General features: G+C 72.7%; 11 protein-coding genes and 1 pseudogene. 10 read left to right on the top strand and 2 right to left on the bottom strand.

What is annotated here, in order from left to right:
• Positions 1-152: 152 nt before the first annotated feature.
• The 9 genes and pseudogenes from O1G22_RS16670 to O1G22_RS16630 all read left to right on the top strand — a co-directional run bounded on the left by O1G22_RS16670 (position 153) and on the right by O1G22_RS16630 (position 15,879).
• Positions 153-2,240 (top strand): serine/threonine-protein kinase, encoded by a 2,088-nt coding sequence (locus tag O1G22_RS16670; protein WP_270082093.1) that lies wholly within the window; start codon positions 153-155, stop codon positions 2,238-2,240.
• A gap of 154 nt (positions 2,241-2,394) precedes the next feature.
• A pseudogene (locus O1G22_RS16665) lies at positions 2,395-2,577 on the top strand (RNA-guided endonuclease TnpB family protein); the annotation flags it as partial.
• 174 nt (positions 2,578-2,751) lie between these two features.
• Complete coding sequence (locus O1G22_RS16660) at positions 2,752-5,802, top strand: protein kinase (protein ID WP_270082092.1); 3,051 nt, start codon at positions 2,752-2,754, stop codon at positions 5,800-5,802.
• Positions 5,803-5,929: 127 nt separating this feature from the next.
• Entirely contained in the window at positions 5,930-7,777 is a 1,848-nt protein-coding gene (locus O1G22_RS16655) for a serine/threonine-protein kinase (protein WP_270082091.1), read from the top strand.
• A 114-nt stretch (positions 7,778-7,891) separates the two neighbouring features.
• The gene (locus O1G22_RS16650; protein WP_270082090.1) at positions 7,892-9,664 is read left to right on the top strand and encodes a serine/threonine-protein kinase; all 1,773 of its coding nucleotides are present in this window, start codon (positions 7,892-7,894) and stop codon (positions 9,662-9,664) included.
• Positions 9,665-9,716: 52 nt separating this feature from the next.
• Positions 9,717-11,330, top strand: coding sequence for a serine/threonine-protein kinase (locus tag O1G22_RS16645; RefSeq protein ID WP_270082089.1), 1,614 nt, complete (start codon positions 9,717-9,719; stop codon positions 11,328-11,330).
• Positions 11,331-11,401: 71 nt separating this feature from the next.
• Complete coding sequence (locus tag O1G22_RS16640; RefSeq protein WP_270082088.1) at positions 11,402-12,298, top strand: serine/threonine-protein kinase; 897 nt, start codon at positions 11,402-11,404, stop codon at positions 12,296-12,298.
• A 147-nt stretch (positions 12,299-12,445) separates the two neighbouring features.
• The gene (locus tag O1G22_RS16635) at positions 12,446-14,059 is read left to right on the top strand and encodes a succinic semialdehyde dehydrogenase (protein ID WP_270082087.1); all 1,614 of its coding nucleotides are present in this window, start codon (positions 12,446-12,448) and stop codon (positions 14,057-14,059) included.
• A gap of 41 nt (positions 14,060-14,100) precedes the next feature.
• On the top strand, positions 14,101-15,879 hold the full coding sequence (locus tag O1G22_RS16630; RefSeq protein WP_270082086.1) for a GMC family oxidoreductase N-terminal domain-containing protein: 1,779 nt from the start codon (positions 14,101-14,103) through the stop codon (positions 15,877-15,879).
• 101 nt (positions 15,880-15,980) lie between these two features.
• Here the strand turns inward: O1G22_RS16630 and O1G22_RS16625 are convergent, their stop codons facing one another.
• Positions 15,981-17,015, bottom strand: coding sequence for an LPXTG cell wall anchor domain-containing protein (locus O1G22_RS16625; protein WP_270082085.1), 1,035 nt, complete (start codon positions 17,013-17,015; stop codon positions 15,981-15,983).
• Between the two features lie 673 nt (positions 17,016-17,688).
• The gene (locus tag O1G22_RS16620) at positions 17,689-17,976 is read right to left on the bottom strand and encodes a chorismate mutase (RefSeq protein WP_270082084.1); all 288 of its coding nucleotides are present in this window, start codon (positions 17,974-17,976) and stop codon (positions 17,689-17,691) included.
• Between the two features lie 298 nt (positions 17,977-18,274).
• Here O1G22_RS16620 and guaA point away from each other — a divergent pair, with 298 nt between their 5' ends.
• The gene (gene guaA, locus O1G22_RS16615) at positions 18,275-19,855 is read left to right on the top strand and encodes a glutamine-hydrolyzing GMP synthase (RefSeq protein ID WP_270082083.1); all 1,581 of its coding nucleotides are present in this window, start codon (positions 18,275-18,277) and stop codon (positions 19,853-19,855) included.
• Positions 19,856-19,868: the final 13 nt, after the last annotated feature.

Raw genomic sequence — 19,868 nt, 5'->3', positions numbered from 1 at the left:
CACTGTGCGGCTCCGTGGGTGGCTTCGGTCCTTTTGCAGCCCCTCATCCCGATAAGCGGAACGGCCTCTTCTGGTGGGCACCCTGGGCGTCGCCCACTTGTCGGGTGAGAGACAATGGAGGCTCTGTCAGGGCGGGTTGCATGAGGGGACGCATGTCGGAGGCGGAGCGGGCGGGCACTTCTCGTCAGGAGACTCGTCAGGACAAGAGCGAGCGTCGTCTCCTCGCCGGGCGGTACCGGCTGGGAGACGTGCTGGGCCGCGGCGGCATGGGCACCGTGTGGCGGGCCGAGGACGAGACCCTGGGTCGGACGGTCGCCGTCAAGGAGCTGCGGTTCCCGTCGAACATCGACGAGGAGGAGAAGCGGCGCCTGATCACGCGTACCCTGCGCGAGGCCAAGGCGATCGCCCGGATCCGCAACAACAGCGCGGTGACGGTCTTCGACGTGGTCGACGAGGACGACCGGCCGTGGATCGTCATGGAGTTGGTGGAGGGCAAGTCCCTCGCCGAGGTCATCCGTGAGGACGGCCTGCTGGAGCCGAAGCGCGCCGCCGAGGTCGGGCTCGCCGTCCTCGACGTGCTGCGCTCCGCGCACCGCGAGGGCATCCTGCACCGGGACGTGAAGCCGTCCAACGTGCTCATCGCCGAGGACGGCCGGGTCGTGCTCACCGACTTCGGCATCGCCCAGGTGGAGGGCGACCCGTCCATCACCTCCACCGGCATGCTCGTCGGCGCCCCCTCCTACATCGCCCCGGAGCGCGCCCGTGGCCACAAGCCGGGCCCGGCGGCCGACCTGTGGTCGCTCGGCGGCCTGCTGTACGCGGCGGTGGAGGGCGTACCGCCGTACGACAAGGGGTCGGCGATCGCCACGCTCACCGCGGTGATGACCGAGCCGCTGGAGGAGCCCAAGCACGCGGGCCCGCTGCGGGACGTCATCTACGGCCTGCTCACCAAGGACCCGGCCAAGCGGGTCGACGACGCCGGGGCGCGGGCCATGTTCAACAAGGTGATCCACGCGCCCGAGCCGGAGCCGATGGACGCCACGCGGGTGGTTCCGCTGCCGCCGCAGCCCGGTCCGGCCGAGGGCAAGCGGGGCGAGGAGGCCGCGGAGAAGCTGCGCGGCGCGCTGCGTTCGGTCCGCAAGGCGGCGGGGGCGGCCTCCGCCGCGGCCGGGACGCGGACGAAGAGCGGGGGCGGTGACGCGGGCGCGCCTGCCGCCGGCGGTTCGGCGGGAACGAACGCTTCGGCGGGTGCGGGCCGTTCGGGAGGTCCGGTCGGCGGCCGTCCGGTGGGTACGAGTGGTCCGGCGAGCGCGGGAGGTTCCGTCGCCGGTGGTGCACGGCCCGCTGCTCCTGCTGCTGCTTCTGCCTCCGGTGGGACCGGTGGCTCGGGTGCTGCTCCTACGGCGCGGTCGGCCTCCGGTGCCGCAGGCGGGCCGAACTCCAGCTCGACCAAGCCGAGTTCCGGCTGGCCCGTGATGCCGCCGCCGGACCTGGACCTGCCGCCGCGGCCGGTGCCGAGGGCGCCGCTGACCGATGTCGTGCCCAAGCGCACCCTGGTGATCATCGCTGTGGTCGTCGTCCTCGCCGTGCTCGGCACCGTCCTGGCCTTCGCCCTCAACAGCGGTGGCAAGGACGACAACGGCAGCGGGGCCAAGTCGGCGGTGAGCGCGAGTGCGTCCACCAAGGAGAGCCGCGGCACGGGCAGCGCGGCGCGGACGGGTGGGGCGAGCCCGTCCTCCGCCGGTACCGGTACGCCGTCGGACAGCAAGCCCGACGGCAGCGCGAGCCCGTCCGCGGCCGGCTCCGCGCCGGTGGTGTCCACCCGCAAGGGCGGACAGGGGTACTCGATCGGGCTGCCCAAGGGCTGGTCGTACAAGTCCAGCGACGACGCCGGTGACCGCTACACCGGGCCCGGTGGGCAGAAGCTGCTGGTCGCGTGGACGAGTACGCCCAAGGGCGACCCGGTGGCGGACTGGCAGAACCAGGAGCGCTACATGGTGCGCGCCCAGTACCACAAGGTCCGCATCGAGAAGGTGGACTACCGGGGCTGGAACACGGCCGACTGGGAGTTCACCTACGTCGAGGGCGGTACCGAGTACCGCACCGTCGACCGGGGTTTCGTCGTCAACGGCCATCTCGGCTACGGACTGATGTACACCGCGAAGGCCGCCGACTGGGACAGCGCGTTGCGCCAGGACACCTGGAAGACGCTGACGGCGTCCTTCCGGCCCTCGACGTAATCACCGTCCGTAGAGCGGTTCGGGACGTCACCTGCTTTCTTGCGAGCAGGCCCCGGCGTTCACGCCGGGGAGGAATCGCATCCCAGTGTCGCGACGCGGAGCGTCGTCGTATTCGGATGCGGAGTGGGACCGGTGTCGGTGGGTGTGGAACGAATGCGATGCGAGAGCCAAGCATCGCCTGCCGCTGGGTGAGCGCACCTGCACCTGCACCGCGTGCGGAACGGTGTCTCCACGAGACAAGAACTCCGCACGTGTGATGCTCGTCCGGGCTGGTCTCAACCCGGCTGGTGCCGATGGCGCAAGACCTCCTGGAGCGCTGCTCCAGGAGGCGGCCTGAGCCAGGAATCCCCTCCCTTCGGGAGGGGAGGATTTCAAAATCCGGCATCCACTCAATGCGGGTTGCCTCCGGCACGTATCGTGAATGGTTGCGGACCGTACGCAGCTGCATGTCTGTGCGAAACGGGTCGCGAGGCGAACGGATGTGACCAACCGGGCGGCCGGGGGAGGCAACGTGGACGACTACGCGGGTCGGGTGCTCGCCGACCGCTACCGCCTGCCGTTGCCGCCGTCCGACGAGTACGAACTCACCGAGACCCGCGCCTTCGACACCTACAGCGGGCAGGAAGTCCTCGTCCGGCAGGTGCCGTTGCCGGAGGTCGTCGAGGCCGAGGTGCTCGACGCGGAGGGGTTGCCCGAGGGGTTCACGGCGCGCGAGCGGGGCGGGGCCCGGCGGGCGGCACCGGATGCCCGTACGGCGACGCGCCGGCCCGCGGATCCTGCCGTACGACGCGCCGTGGAGGCCGCGCAGGCGGCGGCCCGCATCCCCGACCATCCCCGGCTGGACCAGGTCTTCGACGTGTTCGCCGAGGGCGGCTCCCTGTGGATCGTCAGCGAGTGGGTGGCCGCGCGCCCGCTGTCCGCGTTCCTCGCCGAGCAGCCGCTGTCCCCGTACCGGGCCGCCGAGGTCGCCTCCGACGTGCTCATGGCACTCCGGGTACTGCACGCCCATGGCTGGGTCCACCGCAACATCACCGCCCGCACGGTGCTCGTCTGCGAGGACGGCCGCGTCCTGCTGACCGGGCTTGCGGTCGGGGCGGCGGAGGAGGCGCTGTGCGGGTACGACCCGGTACCGGGGGAGGACGGCGAGCTCGGCGGGGGGATGTACGGGGCGCCGGGGGCTGCGGGTGGTTCGACGGCTTCTGGGCTGCCGGGGACAGCAGGGGTGGAGCGGGCCGAGCCGGGGGCCGGGGCGATGGCAGCCGGCGGGGCCGGTGGTGCCAGTAGTACCAGCGGTGCTGGTGGTGCTGGTGGTGCCTTGGGCGGTCGGCCGGGGACCGAGGCCGGAGGCGCCGGTACGACGGCCGCGGGACAGCGAGGCGGCCCGTCGTCCGTGGGTCCGGACGGCGGTGTTCCGTCCGCCGACGTCGATCCGGAGGCCGCGCGCCGGGCCGCGATCCAGGCGAGGGCGGCTGGTGGGCTGCCGGGTGCGAACGGCGGGGCCGATGCGGTCGGCGGTCCGGCGGGGCAGCGGGCTCTGGAGAGTGGCGCGAGGAGTGCGAGCGGGACGGACATCCGTGCGGCGCGTGCCGGGGCGATCGCCGCGTACCGCGCGGGTGCGCGTGCCGCCGCCCGGGTGCAGGAACCCGGGCAGAACGGCCGCCCCGCGCTGCCCGGCGCCCGCCCGCCCGCCGAGAACGGCACGGGCACCGACCGACCCGACGGCACGACCCAGCCGCCGTACCCCGCCGGACCGGGCAGCACGCCCCCGCCCGGCCGCGTCGCCGACCCCTACGGCGTCCGGACCGCCCCCTGGCACGGCACCTCACCCCGCCCAGGCTCGGGCAGCACACCCCCGGCCCTGGGAGGCGACGGCACCCAGCGCCCCGGGCTGCCCTCGGGAGGCTCGCACGACCCCGCCGCACCGGCACACCGGACGGGCACCGATCCCGTCCAGTCCGGCTCGGCCCCCGGCGCTCATGACGGCTCCGTGTTGCCTTCGGGGAACCCGTACGACCGCTCCCTGCCCGGCCAGAGCCGTGTCCATCGGACGGGCACCGATCCCGTCCAGTCCGGCTCGGCCCCCGGTGCTCACGGCGGTTCCGCGGTGGCGTCGAGGGGCCCGCAGTATCCGTCCGTTCCCGGGCAGAGCCAGGCCCAGCGGGCGGGCGCGGACCCTGTCCACCCCGGCCCGGCCCGCTGGGACGATCCCGCCGGTGTTGCCGGGGTCCGGCGTGGGGCTGGGAGTGCGTTGGCGGCTGAGCGGGCTCGGCAGGTGCGGATGACTGTCGTCGGGCCGGTGACGGAGCGGTGGGCGCCGGAGCAGGCCGGGCCCGTGCACGAGAACTGGCAGCTGGCGGCGCCGATCGGGCCCGCGACCGACCTGTGGGCGCTCGGGGCGTTGCTGTTCCGGGCCGTACAGGGGCACGCGCCCTACCCCGAGGAGTCCACGGCCGAACTCGTGCAGCTGGTGTGCGCCGAGCCGCCCGCCTTCGCCGAGGAGTGCGGTCCGCTGCGGCCGGTCGTGGAGTCCCTGCTGCGCCAGGACCCCACCGAGCGTCTCGACGTCGAGGAGCTGAACGGCTGGCTCCGATCGCTGGTCCGGTCCGCGCCCGAGCCCGACGCCGGTACGCATGTGGTGCCCGTCCCGCCCGCCGACCCGCGCCGGCTGCCGATCGTCCGGCGCCGCGGCGAGCTGGTGCGGCTGCGGCGGCGGCGCGTCCGGCGGCAGGCCGACGTCCCTCCGCACGGGCGGCACAAGCGGGACCGCGAGCAGGTACGGGAGCGGTCCGAGCGGAGCCGGGACCGGTCCGAGCGGATCCGGGAGCGCACCCGGGACGACGACGTCCGGTCGCCGCGCAGCCTCGGGCGGACCCTGCTCCTGCTGATCCTGCTTCTGCTGGCCGGAGCGATCGCCTACGCGATGCTGTTCATGCCGAAACAGGGGGACAGCGGCGCGGCGGGCAGCGACCGTACCGGCACCGCGGGGGAGGTGAGTGCCGCTCCCTCGCACAGCCTGCAGCCGTCCTCCGGGCAGTCCGCGGACGGCGGTCCCTCCGCGTCCGCGCCCGCCACCGAGACCCAGCCCCAGACCGGTGGCGATCCGTCCGTCGCCGACGGCTTCGCTCTGCGCACCGACCCCGAGGGCTTCACGGTCGCCGTCGCCAAGGGCTGGGACCGCACCCCGAAGAACGGCAGCGGGCAGGTCGTCTACGCGCAGGGGAACTTCGAGCTCATCGTCGTACCCGGACGGGACAGCGCCTCCGTCTACGGCAGCGACCCCATGGTCTACCAGCGGGACAAGGAGAGCGAACTCCAGCCGTACCGCGACTCCAGCTGGGCCACGGCCACCGGGCTGCGGACCATCGAGGTGGGCGGACGGACCATGGCCGAGGGGCAGTTCACCTGGACCGACGGGCAGGGGCGGGACCTGTTCGTGCGCAACATGGCGATCCTGCTGAACGGCCGCTACCACATCATCCAGGTCCGCGGCCCGGAGTCCCAGCGCGACGCGGTGACACGGCTGTACGAGCAGGCCACCGCGACGTACCGCTACACCGGCTGAGCGCCCAGTGAGGCAGCTGAGCGACAAGCGTCACAGTGCTGTCACCTTGGGACCCCGCTTGTTCCCAGAGGGGTAGCCGGTCCTTAGTCTGACCCTGTCAAGAGCATTGCGGGGCAACGTGAATCAGATGCAGGGCCTGCTCATAGCGGGCCGCTACCGGCTTGCCGACTCCATCGGCAGCGGCGGCATGGGCCGGGTGTGGCGCGCCCACGACGAGGTGCTCCACCGGACGGTCGCCGTCAAGGAGTTGACCGCTGCGCTCTACGTATCCGACGGCGACCGGGCCGTGCTGCTCGCCCGCACCCGGGCCGAGGCCCGGGCCGCCGCGCGTATCAACCACTCCGCCGTCGTCACCGTGCACGACGTCCTCGAACACGACGGTCGCCCCTGGATCGTGATGGAGCTGGTCGAGGGCAACTCGCTGGCCGACGCGGTCAAGGAGCGGGGGCGGATGGAGCCCAGGGAGGCCGCCCGGATCGGGCTGTGGGTGCTGCGGGCGCTGCGCGCCGCGCACTCCGCCGGGGTGCTGCACCGGGACGTCAAGCCCGGCAACGTGCTCCTCGGCCGGGACGGCCGGGTCCTGCTCACCGACTTCGGCATCGCCCAGATCGAGGGCGACACCACCATCACCCGCACCGGGGAGGTCGTCGGCTCGGTCGACTATCTCGCGCCCGAGCGGGTGCGCGGCCACGACCCGGGCCCGTCCTCGGACTTGTGGGCGCTCGGCGCCACGCTGTACACGGCGGTCGAGGGCCGTTCGCCGTTCCGCCGCACCTCGCCGCTGAGCACCATGCAGGCGGTCGTCGAGGAGGAGGCCGCCGAGCCGCGCCACGCCGGTGCGCTCGGCCCCGTGATAGCCGCCCTGCTGCGCAAGGAACCCGCTCAGCGGCCGGGCGCGGAGGAGGCGGAGCAGCTGCTCGCCGAGGCGGCAGAGGGCCGCCGGCCGAACGCGGCGCAGGCGTTCGTCCCGACCCAGGGCCGGGGCCTGCACACCGGCACAGGCCCCGGGGCGGGCCCGTCGGGCTACGGCTCCGGCACCTCCGCGGCCGGTTACGGCCCGGACACGTCCGCGAACACCTACGGCTCCGGTACGTCGGTGACCGGCCCCGGCCCCGGCCCCGGCCCCGGTTCCGCTTCCGGCACGCAGGCCGTCGGCTACGGCCCCGGAGCGGCGGCCGGCGCGGTCCCCTCGGTGACCGGGCCCACGGCCGTGGCACCCGCGCCGGCCGGACCTGCGGGACTGGCTGGACCTGCCGGACCGGGCGGATCCGCCGGGTCGGTGCGGAGCGCGGCGACGGCACGCCCCCGTCCGCGCCCGCGGCGCCGGCTGCGTACGCTCGTGCTCGTCGTCGCGGCCGCGGCCGTGCTCGGCGGTGGCGCGGCGGTCGCCGTCCAGGAGTGGGGCGGGACGCAGAGCGGCACCGGCACGAGCGGCGGTGCGGGCCCGGCCACGGACCCCTCCGGGAGCGACACCGCCACACCGGGCCCCGACGGCACGATACCCGCCAGCTGGGAGACCCACCACGACCCGCTCGGCTTCAGCCTCTCCCTGCCCAAGGGCTGGAAGCGGAAGGTCTACGAGGACCAGAGCGGCCTCCAGCAGATCGACTACACCCCGGACGGCGGCAAGCACTTCGTGCGCATCGCCATCGACTCCCCGGACTTCGCCACTCCCCTCCAGCACCAGAAGGACCTGGAACAGCAGCTTCAGCGGCTGGTCGACTACAAGCGGGTGCAGATGACGGAGAACATCTACCGCGACCGCAAGGGCTCGCTTTGGGAGTACACCTGGACCGCGCTGAAGAAGGACCCGCCGTACGTCCCCGGTCCGCGGCACGCGATCGAGGAGACGTACTTCGCGCGCTCGGGCACCGAGTACGCCATCTACATGTCGACGCCGGCCGAGGACTGGGTGAAAACCAGCAAGCAGTTCAAGTGGGTGCTGCAGTCCTGGCAGGAGCCGAACGGGTCCTGAGCGCCTGAGCGCGGTTCCCGGCGGCTGATACGGCCGAAAACCGCTGGTTGAGCACCCCGGCTTGGCCGGTCGGTGTCCCGGAGGGCATGGGTCCGGTGGGGCATGATGGGGCGCATGGGGACCGAGGGCGCCGACTTCCGGGTGATCGCGGGCCGTTACCGCCTGGAGGCACGCATCGGGCGCGGCGGCATGGGCGTCGTGTGGCGGGCGAGCGACCAGTTGCTGGGCCGCCTGGTCGCGGTCAAGGAACTCCTCCCGGACGACTCGCTCCCGGACGACGACGCCCGGCGCCGCCGGGACCGTACCCTGCGTGAGGCGCGGGCGGTCGCCCAGCTGCGGCATCCGCACATCATCGTCGTGCACGACGTGGTGGAGCACGAGGAACGGCCGTACCTGGTCATGGAGTTGGTCGAGGGCGGTTCGCTCGCCGACCGGATCGCCCGGGACGGCCCGGCCGACGCCGCCGAGGCCGCACGCATCGGCATCGCCCTGCTCAGCGCCGTGCACACGGCGCACGAGGCGGGGGTGCTGCACCGGGACATCAAGCCCGCGAACGTGCTGATCGAGGCCGGCACCGGCCGGGTCGTGCTCACCGACTTCGGCATCGCGCAGGTCGCGGGCGCCACCACGCTCACCGAGACGGGTTCCTTCGTCGGCTCGCCCGAGTACACCGCGCCGGAGCGGATGTCGGGGGTGCGTACCGGGCCGGAGTCCGACCTGTGGTCGCTGGGCGCGCTGCTGTGCACGGTCCTCAGCGGCGAGTCGCCGTTCCGGCGCGACTCGATCGGCGGCATCCTGCACGCCGTCGTCGCCGCCGAGATCCGGCCACCCGTCGAGGCCGAGCCGCTGCTCCCCGTCGTACGGGGGCTGCTGGAACGCGACCCCGACCGGCGGCTCGGCGCGGCCGACGCCGAGCGGATGCTGCGGGCCTACCTGGAGACGGGACGGACACCGGAGGCGCCGGGAACGGCCGGTACGGCGGGCGGCGGGCGCGGGCACCACCGGATCGGCGGGGGCCGAACGCCGAGGCCGGGGACGGGAGGCCGGACCACCGGGAGCCGTACGGGATGCCGGCCCGGCAGTCGTACGGCCGGGGCGGCGGCGCCCTACTCGCCGACCCAGCCGGACCTTCCGCACGGCCCACCGCTCCCACCCGCCGGATCCGAGCCGTCGGCCGCCCCTGAGTCCCGGACCGCCAGGCGCGGGGTGCTGATCGCGGCGGTGCTCGTCGCCGCGCTGGCCGGGGCCGGTGTCTCGGCGGCCCTGCTGCTGCACGGGAACGGCGACGGGGGCGGCGGCAGTCCGGGCGGTACGGCGACATCCCCGGCGACCGGCACCGGAAGCACCGGCACCGGAACCACCGGCACCGGCACGAGCCCAACTTCCCCCTCGCCCTCCCCGGCCCCCTCGACACCGTCGAAGGTCACCAACTCCCATACGGCGCCCTCCGGTTACCGCACCGCTCAGGACCCGGCCGGCTTCTCCCTCGCCGTACCGGAGGACTTCACCCGCAGCCCGCAGGGCGAACGCGTCTTCTATCTCTCGCCCGGGGAGACCTTCCGCCTCGGCATCAAGGTCGCCGAGTCCCGACCCGGCGGCCCGCAGGGCGTGCTGGAGCGGTCCGCGGCCGAGGGCCCGGACACCAACCCCGGCTACCACGACGGCCGGGTCACCCGCACCACGCACGCCGGACACCCCGCCGCGCTCTGGGAGTTCACCTGGGACGGCTTCAGCACGGCGGAGGGCCCCCGGCACACCTACGACCTGTGCTGGGAGGATTCCGGGCGGCTGTACGACGTGTGGGTGTCGGCGCCGGTCGGGAAGGTGCGGGAGGCCCGGGAGTACTTCGACGTGGCCCTCGACACCTTCTCGGTCACGGCTTCGTGACCGGTTCCCGATCCCTGTGGATCGGGCGCTCATGGCGCGATATGGATGAACCATGAGCAGCGACGGGGGAGTCACCGGCCGCACGGCCGACGACACGACGAGTTTTGTTCTGCAACCACCGCAACCACCGCGACCATCGCAACCACAGCAACCGCACGTGCACCCGGAGGGCACCGGACGGCTGATCGCCGGCCGCTACCGGCTGCTCGGCAAGCTGGGCCACGGCGGGATGGGCACGGTGTGGCGGGCCCAGGACGAGACGGTGGACCGGGAGGTCGCCGTCAAGGAGCCGCGCGTCCCGGAGAATCTTCCCGAACGGGAACGCGAGAACGCCTACGAACGCATGCGCCGCGAGGCCCGCGCGGCGGCCCGGCTGGACCACCCGGCGGTGGTCGGCGTCCACGATGTGGCGGTGGTCGACGGCCGGCCCTGGATCGTGATGGAGCTGGTCCACGGCCGCACCCTCGGTGACGTGCTGCGCGAGGGCACGCTGGACGCGCGCGAGGCGGCCCGGATCGGCCTGGAGGTGCTGGGCGCGCTGGAGGCGGCGCACGCGGCGGGCGTGCTGCACCGGGACGTGAAACCGGACAACGTCCTGCTCGGCCGGTACGACCGGGTGGTCCTCACCGACTTCGGCATCGCCTGGATCGAGGGCGACACCCGGCTGACGGACACCGGCGGCTTCGTCGGCTCGCCCGAGTACATCGCGCCGGAGCGGGTGCTGGGGCAGCGGCCCGGCCCGGCGAGCGACCTGTGGTCGCTGGGCGTGCTGCTCTACACGGCCACCGAGGGCGTCTCGCCGTTCCGCCGCAGCAACACCCCGGCCACCCTCCAGTCCGTCCTCAACTCCACCCCGGCCGCGCCCGCGTCCGCCACCGGCCCGCTGGCCCAGGTCATCGACGGGCTGCTGCACAAGGATCCCGCGCGGCGGCTGCCGGCGGAACGGGTCCGCGCCCTGCTTCAGGAGGCGGTACGGCCGCCCGTTCCCCCGGCGCCGACCCGCACCGAGCGGAACCCGCTGCCCGCCGACCGTCCCCGGCGTCCGCGTCGCCGTACGGCCTGGCTGGGCGCCGGCGCGGCGCTGGTCGCGGCGGTGGTGGCGGTGACGGCGTACCTCGTCCTCGCCGATCCCCCCGCGGGCCGGCTGCCCGACGGCTGGACCGAGCGGCCGGAGACCGGGCTGGGCGCCACGCTCGCCGTCCCGGCCGGCTACCAGGTCACCCGGCCCGCCAAGAACGACACCGACAAGTACTGGGTGACGTACACCGACTGGAGCGGCGGCGTCTGGGTCACCCTGCACCTGTCCCGGAAGGCGGACGACGCGCTGCACGAGATCAAGAACAGCGCGCGGTCGCAGATGTACGCCGACGACGACAAGTTCCGGGGCCAGGGCGAGTACACCCTCGCCATGCCCGCGGGCGCGCGCACCCACCCGGACGACACGGCCACGTACCACGGCAGGCAGGCCGCGCGGAACACCGTCGGCTACACCACCACCGACAGCCAGAACCCGCGCCCGCGCGAACTCCAGATCTTCTACTACCGCACCGGCACCGGAGATCTGTACACCCTCACCGTCGGCTACCCGGGCAAGGGGGACTTCACGGCACGCGGCCGGGCGGTGGCCAAGGCGGCGATCGCCGGCCTGGACATCACGAAGCTCTGAAGTGCCCCCTCCGAAAGGGAGGATGACCGCCCGCTTCGACAACGGCGTGGTGCGCACGGTACTCATGTGACATGACTGGAGACGGCGAACACCCGCCCGGCGTACGTCTGATCGGTGGCCGCTACCGGCTCGCCGGGCGCCTCGGGTCCGGGCCGACCGGAACGGTGTGGCGGGCCCGGGACGAGCAAGGGCGCGGCGAGGTCGCCCTCAAGGAGCCGCTGCTGCCCGGCGATCCGGCCGACGACGAGGACAGCCGCCGTGTCGCACACCGGCTGTACACGGAGGCCAGGGCTGCCTCCCGGGTGCGTCACCCGTCTGCCGTCACCGTGCTGGACGTCGTCACCGAGGGTCAAGTCCCCTGGATCGTCATGGAGTTGGTGGAGGGCGAGTCGCTGCGCGAGGTGCTGCTGCGCGGGCCGCTGCCGCCCGCCGAGGCCGCCCGGATCGGGCTCGCCGTCCTCGGTGCCCTGCGTGCCGCGCACGCCGTCGGCATCGTGCACCGGAACGTCAAGCCGGCCAACGTGCTGCTGGAGTCCGGTACGGGACGGGTGGTCGTCACCGACTTCGGGACCGGCGACGGCCATCCGGCGGACGCGCCCGCCGGATTCGTCGCCCCCGAGCGCACCGCGGGCCCCGGCGCCGGACCGGCCTCCGACCTGTGGTCCCTGGGCGCGCTGCTGCGGGCCGCGGTGGGGGACCCGGACCCGGTACGGCTGGGCACGCTCGGCCCGCTGCTGGACCGGCTGCAGGCCGACGAGCCGGCGGCCCGCCCCGGCGCGGCCGAGGTCGCGGCGGCACTCCGGGACCACCTCGGGCTCCCCGACGTACCGGAACCCGCGCCGGCGCCAGTGCCGGAACCCGCGCGGCCGGCCCCCGCTCCGGAGGTCGTACCCGCCCCCGACCCCCGCCGCCGCACCCCCCGCACGGCGCTCGGCCTGCTCCTGGCGAAAAAAGCCGGACTCGAATGATCGTTCTGTTCGGCCGGATGCCGGATGGCTGTCAACGCCCTGATCAGCACATTCACTGCCAGTGATCACTGGCAGTGTGTGAGCAGTCCGTGAATCCCCGTTACCGACGGGTACACAAAGCGTTCGCTCCGGCATACCCTGCGCCTCATGACGGACACGCAGGCCTCGGACATCGCCGGTACCAACCCCCTCGCGCCCGCCCCCGAGGGCGCCCGCACCGCCGCCGACGTGGTCACCCCGGAACTGGTGGCCCGGCTCACCAAGGGCGTGGCCGGTTCCGGCCGGACCGCCAACCACACCCCGTTCACCGGCGAGAAGCTGGCCGACCTGCCCGAGTCCACCCCCGAGGACGTGCGGCAGGCGTTCGAAGCCGCCCGCGCCGCGCAGGCCGTGTGGGAGAGGACCCCGGTGCGGCAGCGCGCCGCCGTCCTGCTGCGCTTCCACGACCTGGTGCTCCAGCGGCAGGCCGAGGTCCTCGACCTCATCCAGCTGGAGACCGGCAAGGCCCGGCTGCACGCGCACGAGGAGGTGCAGGCCGTTGCCGTCGCGGCCCGCCACTACGGCCGCACAGCGCCCTCGTACCTGAAGCCGAAGCGGCACACCGGCGCCGTCCCCACCCTCACGAAGGTCACCGAACTGCGCCACCCGCGCGGGGTCGTGGGCCAGATCGCCCCCTGGAACTACCCCCTGGAACTGTCCGTCGGCGACGCGCTGCCCGCCTTCGCGGCCGGCAACGCGGTGGTGATGAAGCCGGACACGGAGACCTGCCTGACCGCGCTGTGGGCGCGTGACCTGCTGATCGAGGCGGGCCTGCCCGAGGGCGTCTTCCAGGTCGTGCTCGGCGAGGGCCCGGTCGTCGGCCCCGAGGTCGTCAAGCACGCCGACTACGTCTCCTTCACGGGCTCCACCCGCACGGGGCGCGAGGTCGCGCAGGGCGCGGCGGCCCGCCTGGTCGGCGTCTCCCTCGAACTCGGCGGCAAGAACGCCATGCTGGTACTGGACGACGCCGACATCGAGAAGGCCGCCGCCGGTGCCGTACGCGCCTGCTTCTCCTCCGCCGGACAGCTCTGCATCTCCATCGAGCGGCTCTACGTCCACGAGTCGGTCGCCGACGCCTTCCTGGAGCGCTTCGCCGCCCGCACCAAGGCCATGCGGCTCGGCAACTCCCTCGCCTACGGCGCCGACATGGGTTCGCTGGTGGGCGAGCGGCAGCTGAAGACCGTGGAGCGGCATGTGGAGGAGGCCGTGGCGAAGGGCGCGAGGCTCGTCGCGGGCGGGGTGGCCCGGCCGGACATCGGCCCGTACTTCTTCGAGCCCACCATCCTCGACGGCGTCGAGGACTCCATGTCCGTCTGCGAGGAGGAGACCTTCGGCCCGGTCGTCTCCATCTACCGCTTCTCCTCCGACGATGAGGCCGTCGAGCGCGCCAACGCCACACCGTACGGCCTCAATGCGTCGGTCTGGACGACCAGCGCCCGGCGCGGCCGCGAGGTCGCCGCCCGGCTGCGCACCGGCACGGTCAACGTCAACGAGGGCTACGCGCCCGCCTACGGCAGCGTCCAGTCCCCGATGGGCGGCATGAAGGACTCCGGTCTCGGCCGCCGGCACGGCTCCGAGGGCATCCTCAAGTACACCGAGGCCCAGACCGTGGCCCAGCAGCGACTGCTGCCGATGGCGCCGTCGCTGGGGATGGACGACGCGAAGTACGCGGCGTTCATGAGCCGGAGCCTGAAGCTGATGAAGGCGTTCCGCTTCAAGTAGGAACACCTGTCAGGAACACCCGTTCTCAACGAGGAGAGCACGTGTCACAGGACACCTATGACTACGACGTGATCGTCGTCGGCTCCGGCTTCGGCGGTTCCGTCACCGCCCTTCGCCTCACGGAAAAGGGCTACCGCGTAGGTGTCCTGGAAGCCGGCCGCCGTTTCACCCGCGAAACCCTCCCCAAGAACTCCTGGGACCTCAAGAACTACCTCTGGGCCCCGAAACTCGGCCTGTACGGCATCCAGCGGATCCATCTGCTGGGCAACGTGATGGTGCTGGCCGGCGCGGGCGTGGGCGGCGGCTCGCTGAACTACGCCAACACCCTCTACGTACCGCCGAAGGCCTTCTTCGAGGATCCGCAGTGGAAGGACATCACCGACTGGCAGGAGGAGCTGAAGCCGTACTACGACCAGGCCCAGCGCATGCTCGGTGTCCGGCTGAACCCGACCATGACGCCGTCCGACGTGCACCTGAAGGCGGCGGCCCAGCGGATGGGCGTCGGCGACACCTTCCACCTGGCCCCGGTCGGCGTGTTCTTCGGCGACGGCAAGGACGCCGACGGCACGGCGAAGGCGGGCCCGGGGGAGCCGGTGGCGGACCCGTACTTCGGCGGGGCGGGCCCGGAGCGCAGGGCGTGCACCGAGTGCGGTGAGTGCATGACCGGCTGCCGGCACGGCGCGAAGAACACCCTCAACGAGAACTACCTCCACCTCGCCCAGCAGGCGGGCGCGGTGGTCCACCCGCTGACGACGGTCGTGTCCGTCACGGACGACTCGCGCGGCGGCTACGCGGTGGCGACCCTGCCGACGGACCGGAAGAAGAAGGGCGAGGGCCGTCTCTTCACCGCCCGGAAGGTCGTCCTCGCGGCCGGCACCTACGGCACCCAGACCCTGCTGCACCGCATGAAGACGGGCGGCCAGCTGCCGTATCTGTCGAAGCGGCTGGGCGAGCTGACCCGTACCAACTCCGAGGCGCTGGTGGGCGCGCAGACCGACGACCGCCGCTACCGCAGGGCGCACGGCACGGTGAAGGCCGACTTCACCCAGGGTGTCGCCATCACGTCCTCGATCCACCCGGACGAGAACACCCACATCGAGCCGGTCCGCTACGGCAAGGGCTCCAACGCGATGGGCGGCCTGTCGATCCTCCAGGTGCCGTACGCCGAGGGCTCCTCACGCGCGCTGGCCTGGCTGGCGAACGCGGCCCGGCACCCGCTCCTGGTCGCCCGCTCCCTGTCCAACCGCCGCTGGTCGGAGCGGACCATCATCGGCCTGGTCATGCAGTCGCTGGACAACTCGCTGACGACGTATCTGAAACCGGACGGCGTCGGCAAGGGCCTGCTGACCGCCCGCCAGGGCCACGGCGCCCCCAACCCCAAGCAGATCAAGGCCGCGACTCAGGCCGCGAGCGCGCTCGCCGCCGAGATCAACGGTTTCGCGGGCAGCAACGTCGGCGAGCTGATGGGCACCCCGCTGACCGCGCACTTCCTCGGCGGCTGCCCCATCGGCGACTCGGCGGAGACCGGCGTGATCGACCCGTACCACCGCCTCTACGGCCACCCCGGCATCTCGGTCGTGGACGGCGCCGCGGTCTCGGCGAACCTGGGCGTGAACCCCTCGCTGACGATCACCGCGCAGGCCGAGCGCGCGATGTCGTTCTGGCCCAACAAGGGCGAGGAGGATCCGCGTCCGGCGCCGGGAGCGGCGTACGAGCGGCTGAAGCCGGTGCGGCCCAACTCCCCGGCGGTCCCGGAGGAGGCGTTCGGCGCCCTGCGCCTGCCGTTCCTGGGGATTCCGGCGGTGCCGAAGAAGCAGTGACCCGGCGCATGCCGAAGGGGCCTGCGCCCCCCTCCTGGCGCAGGCCCCTTCGGCGGGGCGGGAACGACGGCCGCCGTTCCCGCCCGGTGTGCGTGACGCGCTTACGCGGCGGCGTCCGAACCGGCGCCCTTGCGGCGGCGCACGGCGAACACCGCTCCGGCGCCGACGACGACGGCGACACCGCCGACGAGACCGATGGTCGGCAGCATGGAGCTGGAACCGGTGTGCGCGAGGGTGCCGGTGGGCTCGATCTCGGTGGCACCGCCCTGCGGCTCCTTGCCGCCGGCCGGCTTCGTGCCCTTGCCGGGCTTGGCCTGGCCCGGGTTCGGGTTGCTGCTGCCGGGCTTGAGCACGGTGAAGTCGTAGAAGCCGAACGCGCTGTGCACGCAGTTCTTCTGCTGGTCGACGTAACCGCCGAAGCCCATGCTGAAGCCGTCGCCGGCCGGGGCCTGCGCGGTGATGTCGACCCGCAGCTTGATGCCGACCGTCTGCTTGAGACCGAGCGGCGTCGTGCCGAAGTAGAGGCCGTTGCCGATCTCGTCGGCCATGGACTCCCAGGCCTTGGTCTTGGGGTTGAAGTACTCCAGCTTGGCGTAGGTGCTCAGCCAGTCCTTCTCGTTGTCGCTCGCCGTGTCGTTGTCGACGGTCGCGAGCCACTGCACGGTGCCGAGCGACTGGTCGCTGTGGTTGGCGGCCGTCATCGTGAAGTTGTGCCAGCCGCTGCCCGCGACGATCTTGCCGGGCAGGCCGGAGATGTCGATGCTCAGCTGCGAGTCGGGGTCGACCATGTTGCCGTCGACCGGGCAGTCGCTGGGCTCGGCGGTGGGCGCGGCGCTCTGGGTCGGCGAGGCCGACGCGGACGTGCTCGCGCTGTCGCTCGGGGTGGCGGAGGCGGACGTGCTCGCACTGTCGCTCGGGGTGGCCGAGGAGGACTCGGAGGCGGAGTCCGAGGGAGAGACCGAGTCGGTGGGCGAGCTGCTGTCGTCGGCCGTGGGGGAGGACGAGTCGCTGGGCGAGCTGCTCACGGACGAGGTGGGGGAGGACTCGTCCGCGAACGCGGCGGGGGCGGAGAGCAGGGCGATCGGGGCTATGACCGCCGTCGCGGCCGCGGTGACCATGGCGCGGCGAAGCTTCATGAAGACCTCTGTAGGACAAGCATGCTGCGGTGCGGCAGCACGAGATGGAGGCCTCCGCGTGTGGGGCGCGGGCGTGGCCGTTCGGTTTGCGTAAGGGAGACCTGTGGCCGGTGTGAAGGGTTGTACTTGCCCTGCGCTTTACCTATGTGATGTGGATCACTTTTCGGAACGCGTCCCATTCGGATGCCGTCGCGGTCGCCGACGGCTCGGGCGTGCGGATTCGTGCGGGCAGCGCGAAGGGCCCCGCGGCGGGGGCTGAGGCCGCGGGGCCCTTCCGAGTCTTGGATGTCTTTGGATGTCTTTGGATGGCCGGACGGTGCGGCAGTGCCGTCGCCTGCGTGGGGACGTGGGGCTTCTACGCATCGTGCTGGACGGGCAAGGCATCCGCAGTCGTTGGACCCGGCACTGGTGCACATGTGCAGTTTTCCGCCGACAGGCTCCGGGCGTCCCCGGAGCCTGTCGTTCTCTTGGGTGACCGGGCTGCTGTCCCCTGCCGTCCGGTCACTTCCCCGGAGCGAGGTCCCACGGCGTACGGCACGACCCGTACGCCTCATCGCTCCAGCGAGCCACGCGTGGTTTCTGTCGGGCCCGCCCCTGGCTGGCACGGACATCCCGCTCAACGAAGGGGTGCGCGGGCCGGTCACGCGCCGTACGGGTGAGACGGTGATCGAACTCAGATGCGACCCCGGGACAGTTCCAGCAGCGTCATCGCGAGGGAGGTGCCGGGCTTGCCGAGGGCCTCGCGGTAGCGGCCGAGGATCTCCATCTCGCGGGACAGGTGCACCCGCCGCCCGCCGGAGGCGATCCGGGTCTGCTGCACGACGGCTGAGACGGCCATGCGCTCCTGGATGAGGCCGATGATCCGGTCGTCGAGCACGTCGATGCGCTCGCGGGCGTCGGCGATGGTCTGCTCAGGGGTGGTCTGCTCGGGGGCGGTCGTCTCGGTGCCGGTGGCGGTCATGTCGGGGCTCCTCGGGAGGTGTCGCTGGCATCGGGGGGAGGCGGGTGCCCCGGAACGACAGGACCCGGAGAACGACAGACGCCCCGGGCCTTGTCGGCCCGGGGCGCCTGGGAAGTCGCTTGGCGTTCGCTCAAGCAGCACGACCATGGCAGCCGGCGGGCCGGATGCCATAGGTAAAGAGGAAGGTCGAGTGCGTGAGCATGCGTGCAGTATGCCACGTCGTCTCCTGGAGAGGGCTCCCGGCCGCCCCGTTAGAATCGGGAGCACAGACCCCCGCCCGACCACCAGAAGGCACCCCGTGTCATCAGCGAACCCCGCTGCCACCGCCCCCGACACCGTCCTGGTCGTCGACTTCGGCGCGCAGTACGCCCAGCTCATCGCCCGTCGCGTCCGCGAGGCGCGGGTCTACAGCGAGATCGTGCCGAGTACCATGCCGGTCCAGGAGATGCTCGCCAAGAACCCCGCGGCGATCATCCTCTCCGGCGGCCCCTCCTCGGTGTACGAGGAGGGCGCCCCCCGCCTCGGCCGCGAGCTCTTCGAGGCCGGCGTCCCCGTCTTCGGCATGTGCTACGGCTTCCAGCTGATGGCGCAGGTCCTCGGCGGCACCGTCGACAACACCGGCGCCCGCGAGTACGGCCGTACCGACCTGCACGTCTCCAAGAACTCCTCCACCCTCTTCGAGGGCACCCCGGCCGAGCAGCACGTGTGGATGTCGCACGGCGACGCCTGCTCCGCCGCCCCCGAGGGCTTCACCGTGACCGCGTCCACGGACGTCGTCCCGGTCGCCGCGTTCGAGAACGACGACAAGAAGCTCTACGGCGTCCAGTACCACCCCGAGGTCATGCACTCCACGCACGGCCAGCAGGTGCTGGAGCACTTCCTGTACCGCGGCGCGGGCCTCACCCCGTCCTGGACGACCGGCAACGTGATCGAGGAGCAGGTCGCCGCGATCCGCGAGCGGGTCGGCGACAAGCGCGCGATCTGCGGCCTGTCCGGCGGCGTGGACTCCGCCGTCGCCGCCGCCCTCGTGGCACGGGCCATCGGTGACCAGCTGACCTGCGTGTACGTCGACCACGGTCTGATGCGCAAGGGCGAGACCGAGCAGGTCGAGAAGGACTTCGTGGCCGCGACCGGCGTCAAGCTGGTCGTCGTCGACGCCGAGGAGCGCTTCCTCACCGCGCTGAAGGGCGTCTCGGAGCCCGAGGAGAAGCGCAAGATCATCGGCCGTGAGTTCATCCGCGTCTTCGAGCAGGCGCAGGCCGAGATCATCGCCGACGAGGGTCCGGCGGTCGAGTTCCTCGTCCAGGGCACGCTCTACCCCGACGTGGTCGAGTCCGGCGGCGGCACCGGCACCGCCAACATCAAGTCGCACCACAACGTCGGCGGCCTCCCCGAGGACCTTGAGTTCCAGCTGATCGAGCCGCTGCGCAAGCTGTTCAAGGACGAGGTCCGGATGGTCGGCCAGGAGCTGGGCCTGCCGGAGGAGATCGTCCAGCGCCAGCCGTTCCCGGGCCCGGGGCTCGGCATCCGCATCGTGGGCGAGGTGACGAAGGACCGCCTGGACCTCCTGCGCGACGCCGACGCCATCGCCCGCGAGGAGCTGACCGCGGCCGGCCTCGACCGGGACATCTGGCAGTGCCCGGTGGTCCTGCTCGCCGACGTCCGCAGCGTGGGCGTCCAGGGCGACGGCCGCACCTACGGCCACCCGATCGTGCTGCGCCCGGTGTCCTCCGAGGACGCCATGACCGCCGACTGGTCCCGGCTGCCGTACGACGTCCTCGCCCGCATCTCGACCCGCATCACCAACGAGGTCCGGGACGTCAACCGCGTCGTCCTCGACGTGACCAGCAAGCCGCCGGGCACGATCGAGTGGGAGTGACCCTCACGGGCTC

This window comes from Streptomyces camelliae, from assembly GCF_027625935.1.
GTDB lineage: Bacteria > Actinomycetota > Actinomycetes > Streptomycetales > Streptomycetaceae > Streptomyces > Streptomyces camelliae.
The sequence above is the reverse complement of the archived record's forward strand: the minus strand, read 5'-3'. Positions and strand labels throughout refer to the sequence as shown.